We start from the raw sequence: 14,846 nt of genomic DNA, 5'->3' as shown, positions 1-14,846 counted from the left end.
CATGGACTGCCACTTTCCCGGTCAAAAGGGCCATGATTTTGGCAGGAAGTGCTGAAAAAATGACGGCCGGATGCTTATTTTAGCATTACGCAAGCCCGTTATTTGACGGGCAGCGGGCAAAGGAGTAGCGAAGATCGAAATGGCAAAATCCCCTTACGGGATGGCCCCGTCGCCGGATGGCTGTGGCAAAGAGATGATCGACATATTGACGAAAGCGGCGCTGGACGCCGGGCAGGCGATCATGGCGGTTCACCGCGCCGGCCCGCATGTGTCTTATAAGGATGACTGCTCGCCGGTGACCGAAGCCGATCAGCGTGCCGAGACGATCATCCTTGCGGCGCTGGCCGCCCACTTCCCGGAAATCCCCGTGGTTGCCGAAGAAGCCGTGTCGAACGGCATCCTGCCGGAAACCGGGGCGGAGTTCTTTCTGGTCGATCCGCTTGACGGCACCAAGGAGTTCATTTCCGGCAAGGACGATTTCACCGTCAACATCGCGCTTATCCGCAACGGCGTTCCGGTGGCCGGCGTGGTCTATGCCCCCTGCCGCGGCCAGGCATGGACGGGTGAAGACAACGCCGCCGAAAAACTCGCAATATCAGGCGACGGCGCGATCCTGTCGCGCCACCCCATCCGCGCCCGCCGGCGCGGCGCCTCCCCGGTGGCGCTGATCAGCCGTTCGCACTGCACGGCGAAAACGGAAGCCTTCGTGGCCGAACACGGGCTGAAGGACTGCATCTCCGTCGGTTCCTCGCTGAAATTCTGCATGCTGGCGGAGGGCGCCGCCGACATCTACCCCCGCTTCAGCCGCACCATGATGTGGGACACGGCCGCCGGCGACGCCGTGCTGCGTGCCGCAGGCGGCCGGACGCTCGATAGCGAAGGGCGGCTGCTTGCCTATGCGGTGAGGGGCGAGGGCGAGGATGCGCTGGCCAATCCGGATTTCATTGCCGAAGGGGCGATGGCGGTGGAACACGCGGGGTAATACCCGCTTGCCGTCTCCTGTGGTTCTTGCTGCGTGTGGCATCGGATTTTTGCGTTGATGAGCTTTGCATATGCGGCTCACCCCCCCTCTGCCCTGCCGGGCATCTCCCCCTCAAGGGGGGAGATCGGGAAGTCGCACTCCCCCGCTTCATTCTCAAGCGTTGAGATGACCGAGGCATAGCCGCAAGTCGATCTCCCCCCTTGAGGGGGAGATGTCCGGCAGGACAGAGGGGGGTGACGCAGCATACTCTGAAGCCCGAAAAACACCCCCATCCACCGCCGCCACAAAAATAATCCCATCCCCGCTCATCCCCACCCCACCCCGCCGCATCACAATGCCCCGCAAACGAACACAACCGCGCGGAAGGCACATCATGACGGAACAGACGGCAAGACTTCGGCTTCCCTACATCCTGCCCTCGCAGGCCCAGAAACACGTCACCCACAACGAAGCCCTGCAAAGGCTGGACGCGATCGTGCAGCTCGTCGTCAGGGCCACCGTCGCGACACCGCCCGAAGATGCAGCGGAAGGAGACTGCTTCCTTCTCTCCGCCGACACCACCGGCGACTGGGCTGGCAAGGGTGGCAAACTTGCCTTCCGGCAGGATGGCGCATGGCTTTCGATCACGCCGCAGCCCGGCTGGACGGCATGGTTCGCGGCCGAAAGCAGATACCGGGTCCTGCAGGACGGAAACTGGCGCGACTTGCCGCTGCCGGCCAGCGGCCGGCTGGAAAGGCTGGGCATCGGCACGGAGGCAGACGCCGCCAACCGCATGGCGCTCGCCTCCCCCGCCAGCCTCTTCACCCATGGGCCGGAAGACGGCAGCCACCGCATGACGGTCAACAAGGCGGGCAAAACCGATACCGCCTCGCTGCTGTTCCAGTCCGGCTGGAGCGGCCGGGCGGAAATGGGCCTTGCCGGCAGCGACGGTTTTTCGATCAAGACGAGCACGGATGGCGCCACCTGGCATACGGCGCTTTCATGCAGCGGCGATGGCCGGGTCTCGATGCCCAACCGCCCCGTTGCCGTCGCCGGCCTGCCGGCGGGCACGACGAAACCCGCCAACGGCTCGGCGGCGGGTTTTTCCGTGCTCTCCATCGCCGAGGGCGGCTTTGCGCTTGGCGATGTGGTGAGTGGCGGCGGGCGGGAACTCGTCGTTCCGGCCAAGGGCCTTTATCTTGCCATGCTGTCGCTGGCCGTGGCCTCCTCCTCCGGCCACCGGGCGGCACTCGCCGTCAACGGCGCGGCGGTAAATTTCAGCATCGCCGGCAACGCATCCACCGCCGGCACCATGCAGTCGGCAACGGCCCTTCTTTCCCTCGATGCCGGCGACCGTCTGCGGTTGGCGCATGAGGGAACCGTGGAATTGATACAGGGCAACGGAAAAACATGCCTTTCGCTTGCGGCGCTCTGATCCGAACAACCGATGAGCGAGAAAAATTGCGATTTTTGGAAAAATTTTTTCCCGGCAAAATAAGGCGACTCGAACAAATCAGGCGAAACCGTTCAAATTCTTAATAAATTGTCACGACCTGCTTAGGCAATTTTTAAAGGTACCGGGCTAGAGTTCCCGTCATATGGTCTTGAGTTTGTATAGAGTGTCCAATGACCGAAATGATACGCCCACGAGTTAAATATGTCATCGGCCCCGATGGCAGCCCTCTGACGATTGCGGATCTTCCGCCTGCCAATACCCGTCGCTGGGTCATTCGCAGAAAGGCGGAGGTGGTTGCCGCGGTACGCGGAGGACTACTGAGCCTCGAGGAAGCCTGCGAGCGTTATACGCTTACCGTTGAAGAATTCCTGTCCTGGCAGTCCTCGATCGCCGATCATGGCCTCGCCGGCCTGCGCACCACGCGCATCCAGCAATATCGCCACTAAACCAGTGCGCCGGCGCGGCAACGCGCCCAAACCGAATTCCCAGAACGCCCCGCCGTATCACCGACGGGGCTTTCGGTTTGATTTCGGATTTCCTTCCGCAGAACATGCCCAATACAGTCGGCGATTGTCGCCGGTTTGTGTCCACTGCGTTCGCCATCCCGCTGTTTCAATTCGGATGCAAGCCGTTACAGTGGCGCAAACGAACACGCAGAGAGGCATGCATCATGGATATCAAGACAACCGAAAACGGATCGCACGGCGAATATTCGGCAACCATCGACGGCCACAAGGCGGAGATGACCTATTCGCGCACCTCCCCTTCCCTCATCATCATCGACCATACCGGCGTGCCCGATGCGTTGCGCGGCAAGGGCGTCGGCCAGGCGCTCGCCGCACATGCCGTCGATGAAGCCCGCAAGGGCGGCTGGAAGATCATTCCGCTCTGCCCCTTCTTCAAGGCCCAGACGCTGCGCCATGCCGACTGGGCAGATGTTATCCAGGGGTAAGCAGATTTAGGCCGAAACGTGAGAAAACCAGTGTGATCCCGATAGCGAGATAATCGCTGGGATCACCGCCCGTTTCTTCTCCCCCGCCGGGGAGAAGGTGGCCCGAAGGGTCGGATGAGGGGCCGAACATCTCGCCCCTTCATCCCGCTGCCGCGACCTTCTCCCCGGCGGGGAGAAGAAACAAGCGGCACACGCCCGATCCCTCACGACCGTTCCAAATATCGCGTCATTCATAAATGGGCGTCGATCCTCCCGTCACGCCACCTTCAACGGCGGCGTCCCAGCATGCATGCTCCGGCGCACTTCTTCACGGAATTCGAGCGTATCCTTCGCGCCATGCACCGCAACGGCGTGCTGCACGGCCGCTTCCATAAGCTCCTCCGGAGAATCGGCGGAGATGGCGACGGTGCATCTGCTGTCACTGGGGAATTCACGGCAATCGATATATTGGCGGGCCATTTTTTCCTCCCTGCATTGCCGCCCGCACCCCGCACGGGGCGCGTGCGCGTAAAGCCTCCGGCTCACGGTCGGAACCCCCGTAAATTACGCCTTTCCCCGCCCCCGGACAATCGAAATCGGGGTGGCGATCCCGTCGGGAAACACCGGCAGTGCAGCAAAGCAGAAAGGCCGCCCTTGCGGAGCGGCCTTTCGAAAAAATGCAAGGCGTCCCGTCATTGAAAGCCGCCTCCTGATCCACCGGCAGCCGTCAATGAGGACGAAATTCGTCAGGTCTTGCGCCGGTCGTCAGGCGCGGGCGCGGATCGCTCCGTCGCGGTTTTCCAGTGCCGCGGCCTTTTCATATTCGGCCTGCACCTCTTCCAGCGACGCTTCCGCCGCTTCCTGCTGGGCCTTCAGTTCCCGGATGGAAACCTGAAGATTATCCGCCCGCTGGCGCGCGGCCTTGGCGAAGGTCGGATAGGCGAAATGGGTCGGATCGGTAATACCCGACTTGCTTTCTTCCAGCGATATCTGATGCACCAGTTCCTTTGCCATCCGTTCAAACTCGGACATCATCTGCTGCAGCTGGTTAAGCTGCCGGCGTTTTTCGTTGACCTGAAATTCCTTCAGGCGAACCAGGCTGTCACGCGACTTCATACGCAATACTCCATGGATAGCGAGACCCGGATCAAAAAGGCACTATGCCCCCCTGATCGGCCCGTTTAACCCGCCCGTTCAACCGGCCGGGTTAACCCCTTGTGCCGGAATGATTCCTAAAAGTTACCCGACGTTAATAAAAAACCGCCGTCGTTAACCTTTCGTTTACGGGCATCGTTAATGATAACGACGATCATTTAAGGGTCGGTAAATGCCAGGTCCAAAAAAACGGGCCAGACGATGTAAGAGTCGATTGAATCACTTAGCGGGAAATCCTCACGTTAAGCTTCAATTTTGGCGATGGTGGATTCACGTGCAAAAACAGCGAAATGCCTACTTTGCTTAATAAATTCGATACACCTTGCCAAAGGCAATTAGAATTTGTTAACCATTTGGTGGCAGCCTGCAAATCAGGCAACGTCTGGATCCGCATCGCGCGAGGCAATGATTTACCGGTTCGCGGGCGGCAAAGGGGATAATTATGCGGGTTCTACTTATTGAAGACGACAGCGCGACAGCGCAGAGCATTGAACTGATGCTCAAGTCGGAGAGCTTTAACGTCTACACGACCGACCTCGGTGAGGAAGGCGTGGACCTCGGCAAGCTCTATGATTACGACATTATTCTTCTCGACCTCAACCTGCCCGACATGTCGGGTTACGAGGTGCTGAGAACGCTTCGCCTCTCCAAGGTCAAGACGCCGATCCTCATCCTGTCCGGCATGGCCGGCATCGAGGACAAGGTTCGGGGCTTGGGCTTTGGTGCCGACGATTACATGACGAAGCCGTTCCACAAGGACGAGCTTGTTGCCCGCATTCACGCAATCGTCCGCCGTTCCAAGGGCCATGCGCAATCGGTCATCGCCACCGGCGAGCTGATCGTCAATCTCGATGCCAAGACGGTTGAAGTGGGTGGCCAGCGCGTTCACCTGACCGGCAAGGAATATCAGATGCTTGAGCTGCTTTCGCTGCGCAAGGGCACGACGCTGACCAAGGAAATGTTCCTGAACCACCTTTATGGCGGCATGGACGAGCCGGAACTGAAGATCATCGACGTCTTCATCTGCAAGCTGCGCAAGAAGCTCGCAAATGCAGCCGGCGGCGCAAACTACATCGAAACCGTCTGGGGCCGCGGCTATGTTCTGCGCGAGCCGGATGGCGCCACGGAATTCCTCGAAACCGCCTGATCCATTCCGGAACAGGACAGTTTTTAAAAGACCCGCTGGAAACGGCGGGTTTTTTGTTGCGATTTTCTCCCTCATTCCTGTGCCTGTCACAGGAATGAGGGAGGAAAAGAGCCTGGCCACGCAGCGCAAAAGGACGACGGTACATGAACCACGCCATCCCAACCCTCAAGACCCGCCGCCTGACATTGCGCCCGCTGACCATGGCGGACTTTCCGGCCTATCGGGATTTCATGGCCTCGCCGCGCTCCACCGGCGTCGGCGGCCCCTATGACCTGCCCTCCACCTGGGGCGTGTTCTGCCACGATCTGGCCAACTGGCACTTCTTCGGCCATGGCGCATTGATGATCGAGCTTGGCGAGACGGGCGAATGTATCGGTCAGATCGGCATCAATCACGGCCCGCTCTTTCCCGAAAAGGAGCTGGGCTGGCTGCTTTATGACGGCCATGAAGGGCGCGGTTATGCCGCGGAAGCGGCGGTGGCAATGCGCGACTGGGCTTTTGCGACCCTGAACCTGCCGACACTGGTCAGCTACGTCTCCCCGCAGAACCGCAAATCGGTGGCCGTCGCCGAGCGAATCGGTGGCACGCTTGACGGATCGGCGCCACGCTCCGACCCCGAAGACCTCGTTTATCGTTACCATCCGGTCAAGACGGTTTGAAAATCGGGATGCTTCGGAACCTCCACGACCCCCAAAGCATCCCGACCTATCCATCTTAATGCAATTCCACTTTCAGAAAGCCGAGGATTGCCTCGGCGATCTGCGCGTGGATGGCCGCGCGATCCCTGCCACCGCCATCCCGGCAGACGAAACCTTCGCCCGGCGAAAGCGCCTCGACGATTTTTTCGCCGTTCGGTTTGCAGATCTGCATGAAGCTGAAATGGCTGGCATCCGGTATTTCCCGATAAGCAGTCGTCGCCTTCGGCAAATTCCGGGCGATATAGTCGGAATCGGCCTTGATGGCGGCAATCTCTTTCCTCTCCACGCCGGCGGCCAGCACCAGAACCGGCACTTCCACACCCCGCAGCGTCTCCGGCAGAAAACCGGCAGCCGGCCCAAGATCGAGCGAGACAACCGCGCGGATGCGAATATCCCGCAAATCCGCCGAAAGGCGCGGATCGGCCCTGCCGTCGCCGACGATGCCGACCTTGCCCAACAGCCGCGGCGCCTTGCATTGCGGGGGCAGCGTCTCGGCCTTGCAATCCTTCAGGGCAAGTTCGGCGCTATACCGCGCGCCCGCCAGTTCCATCGCGGTCCAGCCGCCGAGGGAATGGCCGATCACGGCGACGCGTGCCGCATCGATCCTGCCGGCGAATCGCTCGTCATCGAGCAGCGCGGTCAGCGTCCTGCTGATATCGCGCGGCCGCTCCCATAGGGGAACGATCTCGGTCGCGTTCTCTTCGGTGAAGGATTCGCCGCCATGATCCGGCGCGGCCACGACGTAACCTTCCCGCACAAGTTCGCCGGCCATCCAGTTCAGGTTGCGCCAGCTTCCGCCAAAACCGTGCGACAGCAGCACAAGGGGACGGGAACCGGCCAGAAGGGCAGCATCCGGTTGAACCTCGAGACCGTAAAAGGCTGCATTTTCTCCCACGATCGCGCTTTTGCCCGAGGGCGCGGCCGGATACCACAATGATACGGCAAGCGCCCGCGCACCGGCCCCATCCGGCAGCTCGATCCGTTTAAAGCCAATGGCGCTTCCTGCCATCGCGGCCTGAGCGGTGAAAAAAATGACAATTGCCGCCAGAAGAAGATTGCGCATGAAAAGCTCCAGGAGTTGTTGAGAACCAACCCTTGGCTGAAGCTACCGCCCACCGAGACCTCAAACAGGTTTCAGGAGGTGCCGAAACCTGTTTGAGGTCTCGATGGACAAGGCAGAAGCGCCCTAGACCCCCGTCACCCGTTCGAAAAGCCGCACGGGATTGTCCCGAAATATCGCCTCGCGAAAGGGCCGGAAGCCGAATCGGGCGGCGATGGCGAGCGACGGGGTGTTCAGCGGATCAATCATGCAAACGATCCGCCGCGAAATGCCGCTATCGTCGAGCCAGCCGGTTGCCGCCGCCACCGCTTCGGTCGCGACGCCCTTGCCCGCCAGTTGCCCGTCGATTTTCCACATCGCCTCGGGCACGCCGTCGAAATCGGGCCCGTTGCCGCGGCGCATATGGGCAAAGCCCACCTCGCCGACGATGCGCCCCGTGGCAAGCTCTTCCACCACAAAGGGGCCGAAGCCGAAAACGGACCAATGACCGATGAAACGCAGCATGCGGGCGAAGGCCAGTTCCGGATCCAGCGGGGCAATCGACCTGACCCCGTCGATCCGCGGAACATCGGCGCTCCAGAATGCGCAATAAAGCGCTTCATCGGCAATGGCGTGTGGCCGCAGGACAAGGCGAGCGGTGGTCAGACGGGTCATGAACAGGCTCCCAAAAACGAAAAAAAGGCCGGCGCGTCAGCAGACGCGGTCCCGGCCTTTCACAAATTCACATCGGTAATTGCACCGTCACTCGGCAACCGTCTTTGCGGTAAAGACGATGCGGTCTTCATGCACCTTGTATTCCACCGCCATATTGGCCTCTTCGGCCAGAAGCAGCGTATAATAGGGCTGCACGGAATGGGCGTCGACCGCCTCTTCCAGCCGGCCTTCGTAAATTTCCACGAACTTGGCCGGCACGCGCATCATCCGGCCCTTGACGGTGATTTCGAACCTGGCGTCACCGTCGGGATTTTCCAGGAGCACATCCACATTGCCGCCACGCGGGATGGCGCCATAAGCGACGAGGAAGAGGTTGAGCAGAAGTTTGACACGATTCTTCGCAACGATGGCGCGCGGGCCGTTCCAGCTCACTTCCGCCTTCTTTTCGGCGGCGGCGAAATCCTGGGCAGCCTTTTCGGCCTCGCCGGTGTCGATCGATGCGCCGGCCGAGCCGGAAGCGCCGAAAGCAAGGCGGGCGAACTTAAGCCGCACGGACGCGTTAAGGGCGGACGTGCGGATGAGATCGAGCGCATCGTCATCCGTGCCGCCCTCGTCCAGCAGTTCGAGGCCGTTATTGATGGCGCCGACAGGAGAAATAACGTCATGGCACACACGGCTGCACAGAAGAGCCGCCAGATCGGGACCGGACAGCGTGATATTGAGTTTGCTCGTCATAAAATTCTCTCCTGCGCAAGGGAGGCGCGGACGGTGTGGAAATTGTTAAGCCATAATGACACCATATTTGGTAAACCGATTGTTAATAGGATGGTTTCAAAATGCCAAATGCCTTAACAGGCCACACTGGAGCCCCGTGTATCCGTCAGGATGCACGAAACATGCTGTAGAACTTTGACTCTGCGCGGCGGCCCTTGCGAAAACCGATTCGGATTTTCGGGGTTGATGCGCTAACGAACAGACGGACGGACATGACGATGCGCCTTACGAAAACCCGCACCATTGCACGCCTCGGACTGGGAAAGATCATCGCGCTCCTTGCGAGCCTCCTGATGTGGGTCGCACCGGCCGCGGCCCAGAACAGCGATCAATATTCTTTCCAGGAAGTCGTGGATGCAGGCCACGGATTCTTCGGTGAAACCACCGGCGGCCTTGCCAAAGTGGTGGAGCGCGCCTTCCAGCAATACGGTCTTCCGAACGGTTATATTCTCGGCCAGGAAGGCTCCGGCGCCTTTGTTGCCGGCCTCACCTATGGCGAAGGCACGCTTTATACCAAGAATGCCGGCCAGCACCCCGTCTTCTGGCAGGGCCCCTCCCTCGGCCTCGATTATGGCGGCCAGGGCACCCGCGCCATGATGCTGGTCTACAACCTGCCTTCCGTCGACGCGCTTTATCGCCGTTATGGCGGCGTCAGCGGCTCCGCCTTCATCGTCGCCGGTGTGGGCATGACCTATCTGAAAAGCAGCGACGTCACGCTCGCCCCCATCCGCACCGGCATCGGCGCGCGCCTCGGCATCAATGTCGGTTATCTGAAGCTCACCCAGCAGCCGACCTGGAACCCCTTCTGATAAGGCAAGACGGTCGCGGCTTGTTTCTTCTCCCCGCCGGGGAGAAGGTGGCCCGAAGGGTCGGATGAGGGGGCACCCTCTCCGGATTTCGGGACACTCGCCCCCTCATCCCGCTACAGCGGACTTCTCCCCCTCGGGGAGAAGAAACAGGGGCACCGACACCGCCTCCGTAATTGCCGGGAGACCCCTCCCCATGGTTGCAATAATAGCGTAACGTGTTTTCGCGCCCCTCTTTCCGAATGCGCGCGTATCTGAGTTCCGGAGACTGTCCCGCGTGATCGAATATGCCATTCTCTTCGGATTGGGTTTTCTCACCGCAACCCTGCTGGCCCTGTTGATCGCACCCGCGATCCACCGCCGCGTCGTCGCTTATACGGAAAACCGCCTGCGCGCGACGATGCCCATCAGCCCGCAGGAAGTGCGCGCCCAGAAGGACATGGCCCGCGCGCTTTACGCCGCCGAAAACGCCAAGGTCCGCCAGGAACTGGATACGGAGCGGGAAAAAAACACCTCGCTGCGCCTCGCCAACGAAGCCGCCTCCAGCGATGCCTATCGCCTCGGCGAGCAGAACCGCGGCTTTTCCCTGAAGATCGAGGAGCTGACGCTGGAGATCGGCGAATTGCGCGCCGCCCTCGATGCCAGCGAAGAACGCGCCGGCACGATTTCGGCAAACCTTCTGCAGCAGGAACAGGCCGCCAACGAGCGCGCCAGCCAGATGTCCGATCTCACCGCCCGCCTCACCAACCTGACGCGCGAGCTGGATGATTCGAAAATCACCGCCGCCACCCGCGACCTGGAGGCCGAGCAGGCCAAGCAGAGCGCCACGCGTTTCCGCAAGGAAGGCGAGACCGCGACCCGCGAATTGCAGGATGTCGCCGCCCGCAACAAGGAAGCGATGACGGCGGTTGCGCGCGAAAGCCGCAAAGTCACCCGGCTCGAGGAACAGCTCGCCACGCTGATGGCGAAAAATGCCGATCTCGACACGATGTTGACGCTGCGCAACCAGGACGTCGCCCGGCTGAAGGAACAGCTTGCCGCAACCGGCGGCCGCAGCAACGACATGATCATTCGCCTGCCGAACCCGGCCGTGCCAGTGGAGAAAGCGGTTGGCCCGCCGCAACCCGCAGCAGCCCCGGCGCCCGTAGTTGCACTCGAAACCGCCCCCGTCGTTGCGGAAGAAGCGGCAGAGGCGGTATCCGCAGAAGAGACGCCCGCCCCGCCGCTAGTGGAGCCAGCGGCGCCGGCACCGGAAGGGCTGGAGCAGGAAATCGAGGATATCCGCAATCAGGGAACGGCGCTCACCGAACGCCTGCTGAATGTGCGCGGCACCGGTAATGACGAACCGATCCGCCGCGAAATCGCAAGGATCGCCGCCGAAATGATCGCGCTGACAGCCGCGAGAGAGGGTGAGACGTCGCCCATTCCGGGGTTGCTGGCCAAGGCCTCCGGTTCGTCAGGGCGGGAGAGCCTTGCGAAGCGGGCCAAGGTGGTGATGGAGAAACGGAAACGCTAATTCCAGTGGGTGGGGCTTACCCCCCTCTGCCCTGCCGGGCATCTCCCCCTCAAGGGGGGAGATCGGCAAGAGGCGCGATCACCGCCTCATTCGCGAAGGTTGAGATGGTCGAGCGCTAACCACGAGTCGATCTCCCCCCTTGAGGGGGAGATGTCCGGCAGGACAGAGGGGGTGAAGCGGCATACACCGACGCTTGCTGTAAATCCCATCCCCTGAAGCCGCACGATCACACCCGCCCAATCGCCCCCGCCATCTGATAAAGCGCCAGCCCCGAAGCCGTGCCCGCATTCAAGCTATCGAGCTGCGGCGACTGCGCAATCCGCGCCGTATGAAACCGCGACAGCACCGATTGCGGCAACCCCTCGCCTTCCGTCCCGATCACCAGCGCCATCCGCTCGGAGCGGGGAATAGCGCGGATTTCGGTCTCACCATTCGGCGAAAGGCTCCAGATCGCAAATCCGGCCTCGGAAAGCCGCTCCAGCATGTCCACCGCTCCCCCGCCGCGATGATAGGGAACCGACAGCACCGAGCCGACGGAAACTCGCAGCGCCTTGCGATAGAGCGGATCGCAGCAGGTCTCGTCCAGAAACACCGCATCGGCATAAAAGGCCGCCGCATTGCGGAACATCGCGCCGAGATTATCGTGGTTGGAAATGCCGCAGCCCACAAGCACCAGAGAAGACGCGGGAAGCGCGCCCGTCATCTGCTCCAGCCCATCATCGCGCACCCGGCGGCCGAGTGCCAGAATGCCGCGATGCAGGTGAAAACCGACAATGCCGTCCAGCACCGGCGCTTCGGCCACATAAACGGGAACATCGGCCGGAAAATCAGTAAGGATATCCGCCACGCCGGAAAGCCGGTTACGCAGGATAAGGATGCTTTCCGCCGCAAAGGCCCCGCCCGCTTTATGGGCCGCGGCCAGCATGCGCAGCACCACCGTGCCTTCGGCAATGAAGCGGCCCTGCCGGCCGGTCAGGTCGCGCTCGCGAATGTCGCGAAAGGCGGCGATGCGCGGATCGGCGGGATCCTCGACCGGGATCAGCGCCCGCCCATCCAGTGGGTCATTGCCCTCACTGGCCATCGACCGTCACATCGGCCAGGAATCGGCCGTTGGAAACGTTGAAGACCAGCGCCTTGCGGGTGCCGTTGGCCAACCGGCCGTAAAACAGCATGTCGCCGCCGGAATAGCTGACATTGTCGATCACGAAGCCCTGCGGCAGGCTGGCGGTGACGGCAACCGGCCCGTTGCCGGTGGGAACGGCGAGGTTCGGCGCTTCGTTCTGCGTCTGAACCGCCTTCGACGGCCCCATCGCCTTGTAGACAACCGCACCGAAGACGGCCATAAGGCTGATAAACATCACGGAGCCCGACACGATCTGCAAACGGATCATCTTGCGGCGAACTTTTTCCATGGCCGGATCAAGCGGCTTGTCTTCCTGTTCGTCTTGCTCGATCTGCGTCATCGGGTTCCCTGAAATGCTGATGGATCGGAAAAATAAGAATGAACGACCCCTTTAAACAAGGCGGAGACGCAAGGAAAGTCCTGATTGCCGGGGAACACGCCGAAGGCCGCCTCGATTCCTGGCTGGCCGGCGAAGTGGGCGGCGACTTTTCCCGCAGCCGCCTGAAGGCGCTGATCGAGCAGGGCGCTGTCTCCATCAACGGCAATCCGGTGACGGAGCCGAAAAAGAAGGTGCATCCGAAGGACCGCATCGAGATCGTCATGCCGGAGCCGGAAGACCCCGTTCCACAGGGCGAGGATATTCCGCTCGACGTGGAGTATGAGGACGAAGACCTGATCGTGCTCGTCAAGCCCGCCGGTCTCGTCGTGCATCCGGGCGCCGGCAACTGGACGGGAACTCTGGTCAACGCCCTCATCCATCATTGCGGCGACAGCCTGTCCGGCATTGGCGGCGTCAAGCGTCCGGGCATCGTGCACCGGCTGGACAAGGAAACCTCCGGCGTCATGGTCGTTGCGAAGAACGACAATGCCCACCGCCATCTCGCCGCGCAATTTGCCGATCATGGCCGCACCGGCCCGCTGGAGCGGGCCTACAAGGCCGTCGTCTGGGGCCGCCCGCGCACCCTGCGCGGCACCATCGACGCCGCACTCGGCCGCAGCGCCGACCGCACCAAACGCGCGGTCAAGCATGAGGATTCCGACGATGCCCGCGAGGCGATCACCCATTACGAGGTGATGGAGCGTTATCACGAACGGCCGGATGCGACCTGCCTCGCCTCCATGGTGGAATGCCGGCTGGAAACCGGCCGCACCCACCAGATCCGCGTACACATGGCCCATATCGGCCATCCGCTGATCGGCGATCCCGAATATGGCGCGGCCTTCCGCACCAAGGCGAACCTTCTGGAAGAACCGGCCAAGAGCACCGTTCGCGGTTTTCCGCGCCAGGCGCTGCATGCCTATCTTCTCGCCTTCGAACATCCGCGCACCGGCGAGGTGATGGAGTTCGAAACCGACCTGCCGGATGACATGGAATCACTTATCACGGCATTGCGTGGCTGAAAAACCGCATGGCGCGGTCAAAAAACTGCGCCGTGCATTGTGCCGGAAGCCCCGGATAATAAAAAAAGATTAGCGGATGACGATATTCCGCAGTCGGTCCTTTTTATAGACCGCCCCAATTTCGCTTCAATCGTCTCACCTCCTCGGCGCGCAGGAAATTGAAGATCGTCACTGGCATGACGACGGGATCCATCGCGCATGAATATCGAAGACCGCCGGTTCATATTTCAGCAGTTGCGCAGCGTCGAAGGTTATATCGACCCGCCGGATGCGCTTGTCTTCAAGGCGCTGCTGCAGGCGCAGGCCAGAGACGGCCTCGAAGGCGGCATGGCGGAAATCGGCGTTTATTACGGCCGCTCCTATTTCCTGCTGCGCAAATTCGCGCAGGGGCACGAGAAGGTGCTGGGTGTCGACCTTTTTGACCTCGACCCGCCGGCGGATGGCAGCCTCGACCAATATGAGCGGCTGATGGAAAACGGCCGGCGGCTGGGTTTTGCGATGGATGAGGACCTCATCATCAAGGGTGACAGCACCCGGCTTGCCCCCACCGACATTACCTCGCGCATCGGCCCGGCGCGCTTCTTCAGCATCGATGGCGGCCACCACCTGCACCATGTGCTGGCGGATGCAAAACTGGCGATGGAAGTGATTGCGCCGCACGGCATCATCGTCTTCGATGATACTTTCAACCCCGCCTGGCCGGAGGTCACGGTCGGCGTCGCCGATTTCCTGCGCACCCATGGCCACAGCCTCGTCTGCTTCGGCATGACGAAATACAAGACCTATGTCTGCCGCCGGGAATTTCACGCCGCCTATGCGGCTGCGATCGCCGCCGATCCCGATTTGCAGGCGCTTGGCCACGGGGAAACGCAATTCCTCGGTTCCACTGTCGTGCGCCTGCATAATCCCATGCGCCGGCGGGTGATGTATGAGCTGATGGTGCGCTCCGGGCTTGCCGGATTTTCGGAACGAATCTACCGTTCGAAAGTTAAACAGGTGAGCGAAGGTGTCACTGGAACATAACGCATGTGTGAACGCAGCGTTCGCTTGAAACGCGGCGGGCGCATACATATCTGTCACATGGGTTCGTGCGGGGTCGGTAACGACCCGCAGCTTACGGCGCGCCTTGGACGAGCGATCATCGATCCGGAAGGGTGCCGTTCC

Annotated in this window: 17 protein-coding genes; 10 read left to right on the top strand and 7 right to left on the bottom strand. The window is 61.3% G+C overall.

What is annotated here, in order from left to right; translation table 11 throughout:
* Window positions 1-193: 193 nt before the first annotated feature.
* The 4 genes from cysQ to O3S81_RS00695 all read left to right on the top strand — a co-directional run bounded on the left by cysQ (window position 194) and on the right by O3S81_RS00695 (window position 3,369).
* The gene (gene cysQ / locus O3S81_RS00710; protein ID WP_269341371.1) at window positions 194-982 is read left to right on the top strand and encodes a 3'(2'),5'-bisphosphate nucleotidase CysQ; all 789 of its coding nucleotides are present in this window, start codon (window positions 194-196) and stop codon (window positions 980-982) included.
* Between the two features lie 373 nt (window positions 983-1,355).
* Window positions 1,356-2,396, top strand: a complete 1,041-nt coding sequence (locus O3S81_RS00705; protein ID WP_269340281.1) for a DUF2793 domain-containing protein — start codon at window positions 1,356-1,358, stop codon at window positions 2,394-2,396.
* A 191-nt stretch (window positions 2,397-2,587) separates the two neighbouring features.
* Complete coding sequence (gene sciP, locus O3S81_RS00700) at window positions 2,588-2,863, top strand: CtrA inhibitor SciP (RefSeq protein WP_003491799.1); 276 nt, start codon at window positions 2,588-2,590, stop codon at window positions 2,861-2,863.
* A gap of 224 nt (window positions 2,864-3,087) precedes the next feature.
* Window positions 3,088-3,369 carry a GNAT family N-acetyltransferase gene (locus O3S81_RS00695; protein WP_269340279.1) on the top strand — a complete coding sequence of 94 codons (282 nt, stop codon included), beginning with the start codon at window positions 3,088-3,090 and terminating at the stop codon, window positions 3,367-3,369.
* Window positions 3,370-3,624: 255 nt separating this feature from the next.
* Here O3S81_RS00695 and O3S81_RS00690 read toward each other — a convergent pair whose 3' ends face one another.
* Window positions 3,625-3,828 carry a DUF1059 domain-containing protein gene (locus tag O3S81_RS00690; RefSeq protein ID WP_003522925.1) on the bottom strand — a complete coding sequence of 68 codons (204 nt, stop codon included), beginning with the start codon at window positions 3,826-3,828 and terminating at the stop codon, window positions 3,625-3,627.
* A 285-nt stretch (window positions 3,829-4,113) separates the two neighbouring features.
* Window positions 4,114-4,464 (bottom strand): flagellar export protein FliJ, encoded by a 351-nt coding sequence (locus tag O3S81_RS00685; protein ID WP_003491821.1) that lies wholly within the window; start codon window positions 4,462-4,464, stop codon window positions 4,114-4,116.
* Between the two features lie 481 nt (window positions 4,465-4,945).
* Between O3S81_RS00685 and ctrA the strand changes: the two genes are divergently transcribed.
* Window positions 4,946-5,650: a response regulator transcription factor CtrA gene (gene ctrA / locus O3S81_RS00680; RefSeq protein WP_003522926.1), complete on the top strand. Its 705-nt coding sequence runs from the start codon at window positions 4,946-4,948 to the stop codon at window positions 5,648-5,650.
* A gap of 143 nt (window positions 5,651-5,793) precedes the next feature.
* Window positions 5,794-6,309 carry a GNAT family N-acetyltransferase gene (locus O3S81_RS00675; protein ID WP_269340274.1) on the top strand — a complete coding sequence of 172 codons (516 nt, stop codon included), beginning with the start codon at window positions 5,794-5,796 and terminating at the stop codon, window positions 6,307-6,309.
* Window positions 6,310-6,364: 55 nt separating this feature from the next.
* Here O3S81_RS00675 and O3S81_RS00670 read toward each other — a convergent pair whose 3' ends face one another.
* The 3 genes from O3S81_RS00670 to chpT form a co-directional block, all read right to left on the bottom strand.
* Window positions 6,365-7,411, bottom strand: coding sequence for an alpha/beta hydrolase family protein (locus O3S81_RS00670; protein WP_269340273.1), 1,047 nt, complete (start codon window positions 7,409-7,411; stop codon window positions 6,365-6,367).
* A 123-nt stretch (window positions 7,412-7,534) separates the two neighbouring features.
* Window positions 7,535-8,062: a GNAT family N-acetyltransferase gene (locus O3S81_RS00665; RefSeq protein WP_269340272.1), complete on the bottom strand. Its 528-nt coding sequence runs from the start codon at window positions 8,060-8,062 to the stop codon at window positions 7,535-7,537.
* Between the two features lie 87 nt (window positions 8,063-8,149).
* Window positions 8,150-8,797, bottom strand: coding sequence for a histidine phosphotransferase ChpT (chpT, locus tag O3S81_RS00660; RefSeq protein ID WP_269340271.1), 648 nt, complete (start codon window positions 8,795-8,797; stop codon window positions 8,150-8,152).
* Between the two features lie 251 nt (window positions 8,798-9,048).
* Between chpT and O3S81_RS00655 the strand changes: the two genes are divergently transcribed.
* A complete protein-coding gene (locus O3S81_RS00655; RefSeq protein ID WP_269340270.1) occupies window positions 9,049-9,645 on the top strand; it encodes a DUF1134 domain-containing protein in 597 nt (198 codons plus the stop codon).
* Window positions 9,646-9,919: 274 nt separating this feature from the next.
* Entirely contained in the window at window positions 9,920-11,158 is a 1,239-nt protein-coding gene (locus tag O3S81_RS00650) for a hypothetical protein (RefSeq protein ID WP_269340268.1), read from the top strand.
* 226 nt (window positions 11,159-11,384) lie between these two features.
* Here O3S81_RS00650 and O3S81_RS00645 read toward each other — a convergent pair whose 3' ends face one another.
* Entirely contained in the window at window positions 11,385-12,239 is an 855-nt protein-coding gene (locus O3S81_RS00645; protein WP_269340267.1) for a TrmH family RNA methyltransferase, read from the bottom strand.
* Window positions 12,229-12,621 carry a hypothetical protein gene (locus O3S81_RS00640; protein ID WP_269340265.1) on the bottom strand — a complete coding sequence of 131 codons (393 nt, stop codon included), beginning with the start codon at window positions 12,619-12,621 and terminating at the stop codon, window positions 12,229-12,231. Before O3S81_RS00640 ends, O3S81_RS00645 begins: the two co-directional genes overlap by 11 nt.
* Before the next feature lie 38 nt (window positions 12,622-12,659).
* On the opposite strand from O3S81_RS00640, the gene O3S81_RS00635 reads away from it, so the two are divergent.
* Both O3S81_RS00635 and O3S81_RS00630 read left to right on the top strand, forming a co-directional pair.
* Window positions 12,660-13,682: an RluA family pseudouridine synthase gene (locus O3S81_RS00635; protein ID WP_269340264.1), complete on the top strand. Its 1,023-nt coding sequence runs from the start codon at window positions 12,660-12,662 to the stop codon at window positions 13,680-13,682.
* A gap of 198 nt (window positions 13,683-13,880) precedes the next feature.
* Window positions 13,881-14,705, top strand: coding sequence for a class I SAM-dependent methyltransferase (locus tag O3S81_RS00630; protein ID WP_269340262.1), 825 nt, complete (start codon window positions 13,881-13,883; stop codon window positions 14,703-14,705).
* The last annotated feature ends 141 nt before the right edge of the window (window positions 14,706-14,846 follow it).

The organism is Agrobacterium sp. SOY23 (genome assembly GCF_027212525.1).
In the GTDB taxonomy this organism is placed as follows: domain Bacteria; phylum Pseudomonadota; class Alphaproteobacteria; order Rhizobiales; family Rhizobiaceae; genus Agrobacterium; species Agrobacterium tumefaciens_I.
Note: the sequence above shows the minus strand (reverse complement) of the source record. Positions and strands in the feature narration are given on the sequence as shown.

Coding starts and splice junctions, on each gene's coding strand:
- O3S81_RS00685 (WP_003491821.1), bottom strand. CDS start 4,464: ATGAAGTCGCGTGACAGCCTGGTTCGCCTGAAGGAATTTCAGGTCAAC.
- O3S81_RS00675 (WP_269340274.1), top strand. CDS start 5,794: ATGAACCACGCCATCCCAACCCTCAAGACCCGCCGCCTGACATTGCGC.
- O3S81_RS00630 (WP_269340262.1), top strand. CDS start 13,881: ATGAATATCGAAGACCGCCGGTTCATATTTCAGCAGTTGCGCAGCGTC.
- O3S81_RS00690 (WP_003522925.1), bottom strand. CDS start 3,828: ATGGCCCGCCAATATATCGATTGCCGTGAATTCCCCAGTGACAGCAGA.
- sciP (WP_003491799.1), top strand. CDS start 2,588: ATGACCGAAATGATACGCCCACGAGTTAAATATGTCATCGGCCCCGAT.
- O3S81_RS00665 (WP_269340272.1), bottom strand. CDS start 8,062: ATGACCCGTCTGACCACCGCTCGCCTTGTCCTGCGGCCACACGCCATT.
- O3S81_RS00640 (WP_269340265.1), bottom strand. CDS start 12,621: ATGACGCAGATCGAGCAAGACGAACAGGAAGACAAGCCGCTTGATCCG.
- O3S81_RS00695 (WP_269340279.1), top strand. CDS start 3,088: ATGGATATCAAGACAACCGAAAACGGATCGCACGGCGAATATTCGGCA.
- O3S81_RS00705 (WP_269340281.1), top strand. CDS start 1,356: ATGACGGAACAGACGGCAAGACTTCGGCTTCCCTACATCCTGCCCTCG.
- chpT (WP_269340271.1), bottom strand. CDS start 8,797: ATGACGAGCAAACTCAATATCACGCTGTCCGGTCCCGATCTGGCGGCT.
- ctrA (WP_003522926.1), top strand. CDS start 4,946: ATGCGGGTTCTACTTATTGAAGACGACAGCGCGACAGCGCAGAGCATT.
- cysQ (WP_269341371.1), top strand. CDS start 194: ATGATCGACATATTGACGAAAGCGGCGCTGGACGCCGGGCAGGCGATC.
- O3S81_RS00655 (WP_269340270.1), top strand. CDS start 9,049: ATGACGATGCGCCTTACGAAAACCCGCACCATTGCACGCCTCGGACTG.
- O3S81_RS00645 (WP_269340267.1), bottom strand. CDS start 12,239: ATGGCCAGTGAGGGCAATGACCCACTGGATGGGCGGGCGCTGATCCCG.
- O3S81_RS00635 (WP_269340264.1), top strand. CDS start 12,660: ATGAACGACCCCTTTAAACAAGGCGGAGACGCAAGGAAAGTCCTGATT.
- O3S81_RS00670 (WP_269340273.1), bottom strand. CDS start 7,411: ATGCGCAATCTTCTTCTGGCGGCAATTGTCATTTTTTTCACCGCTCAG.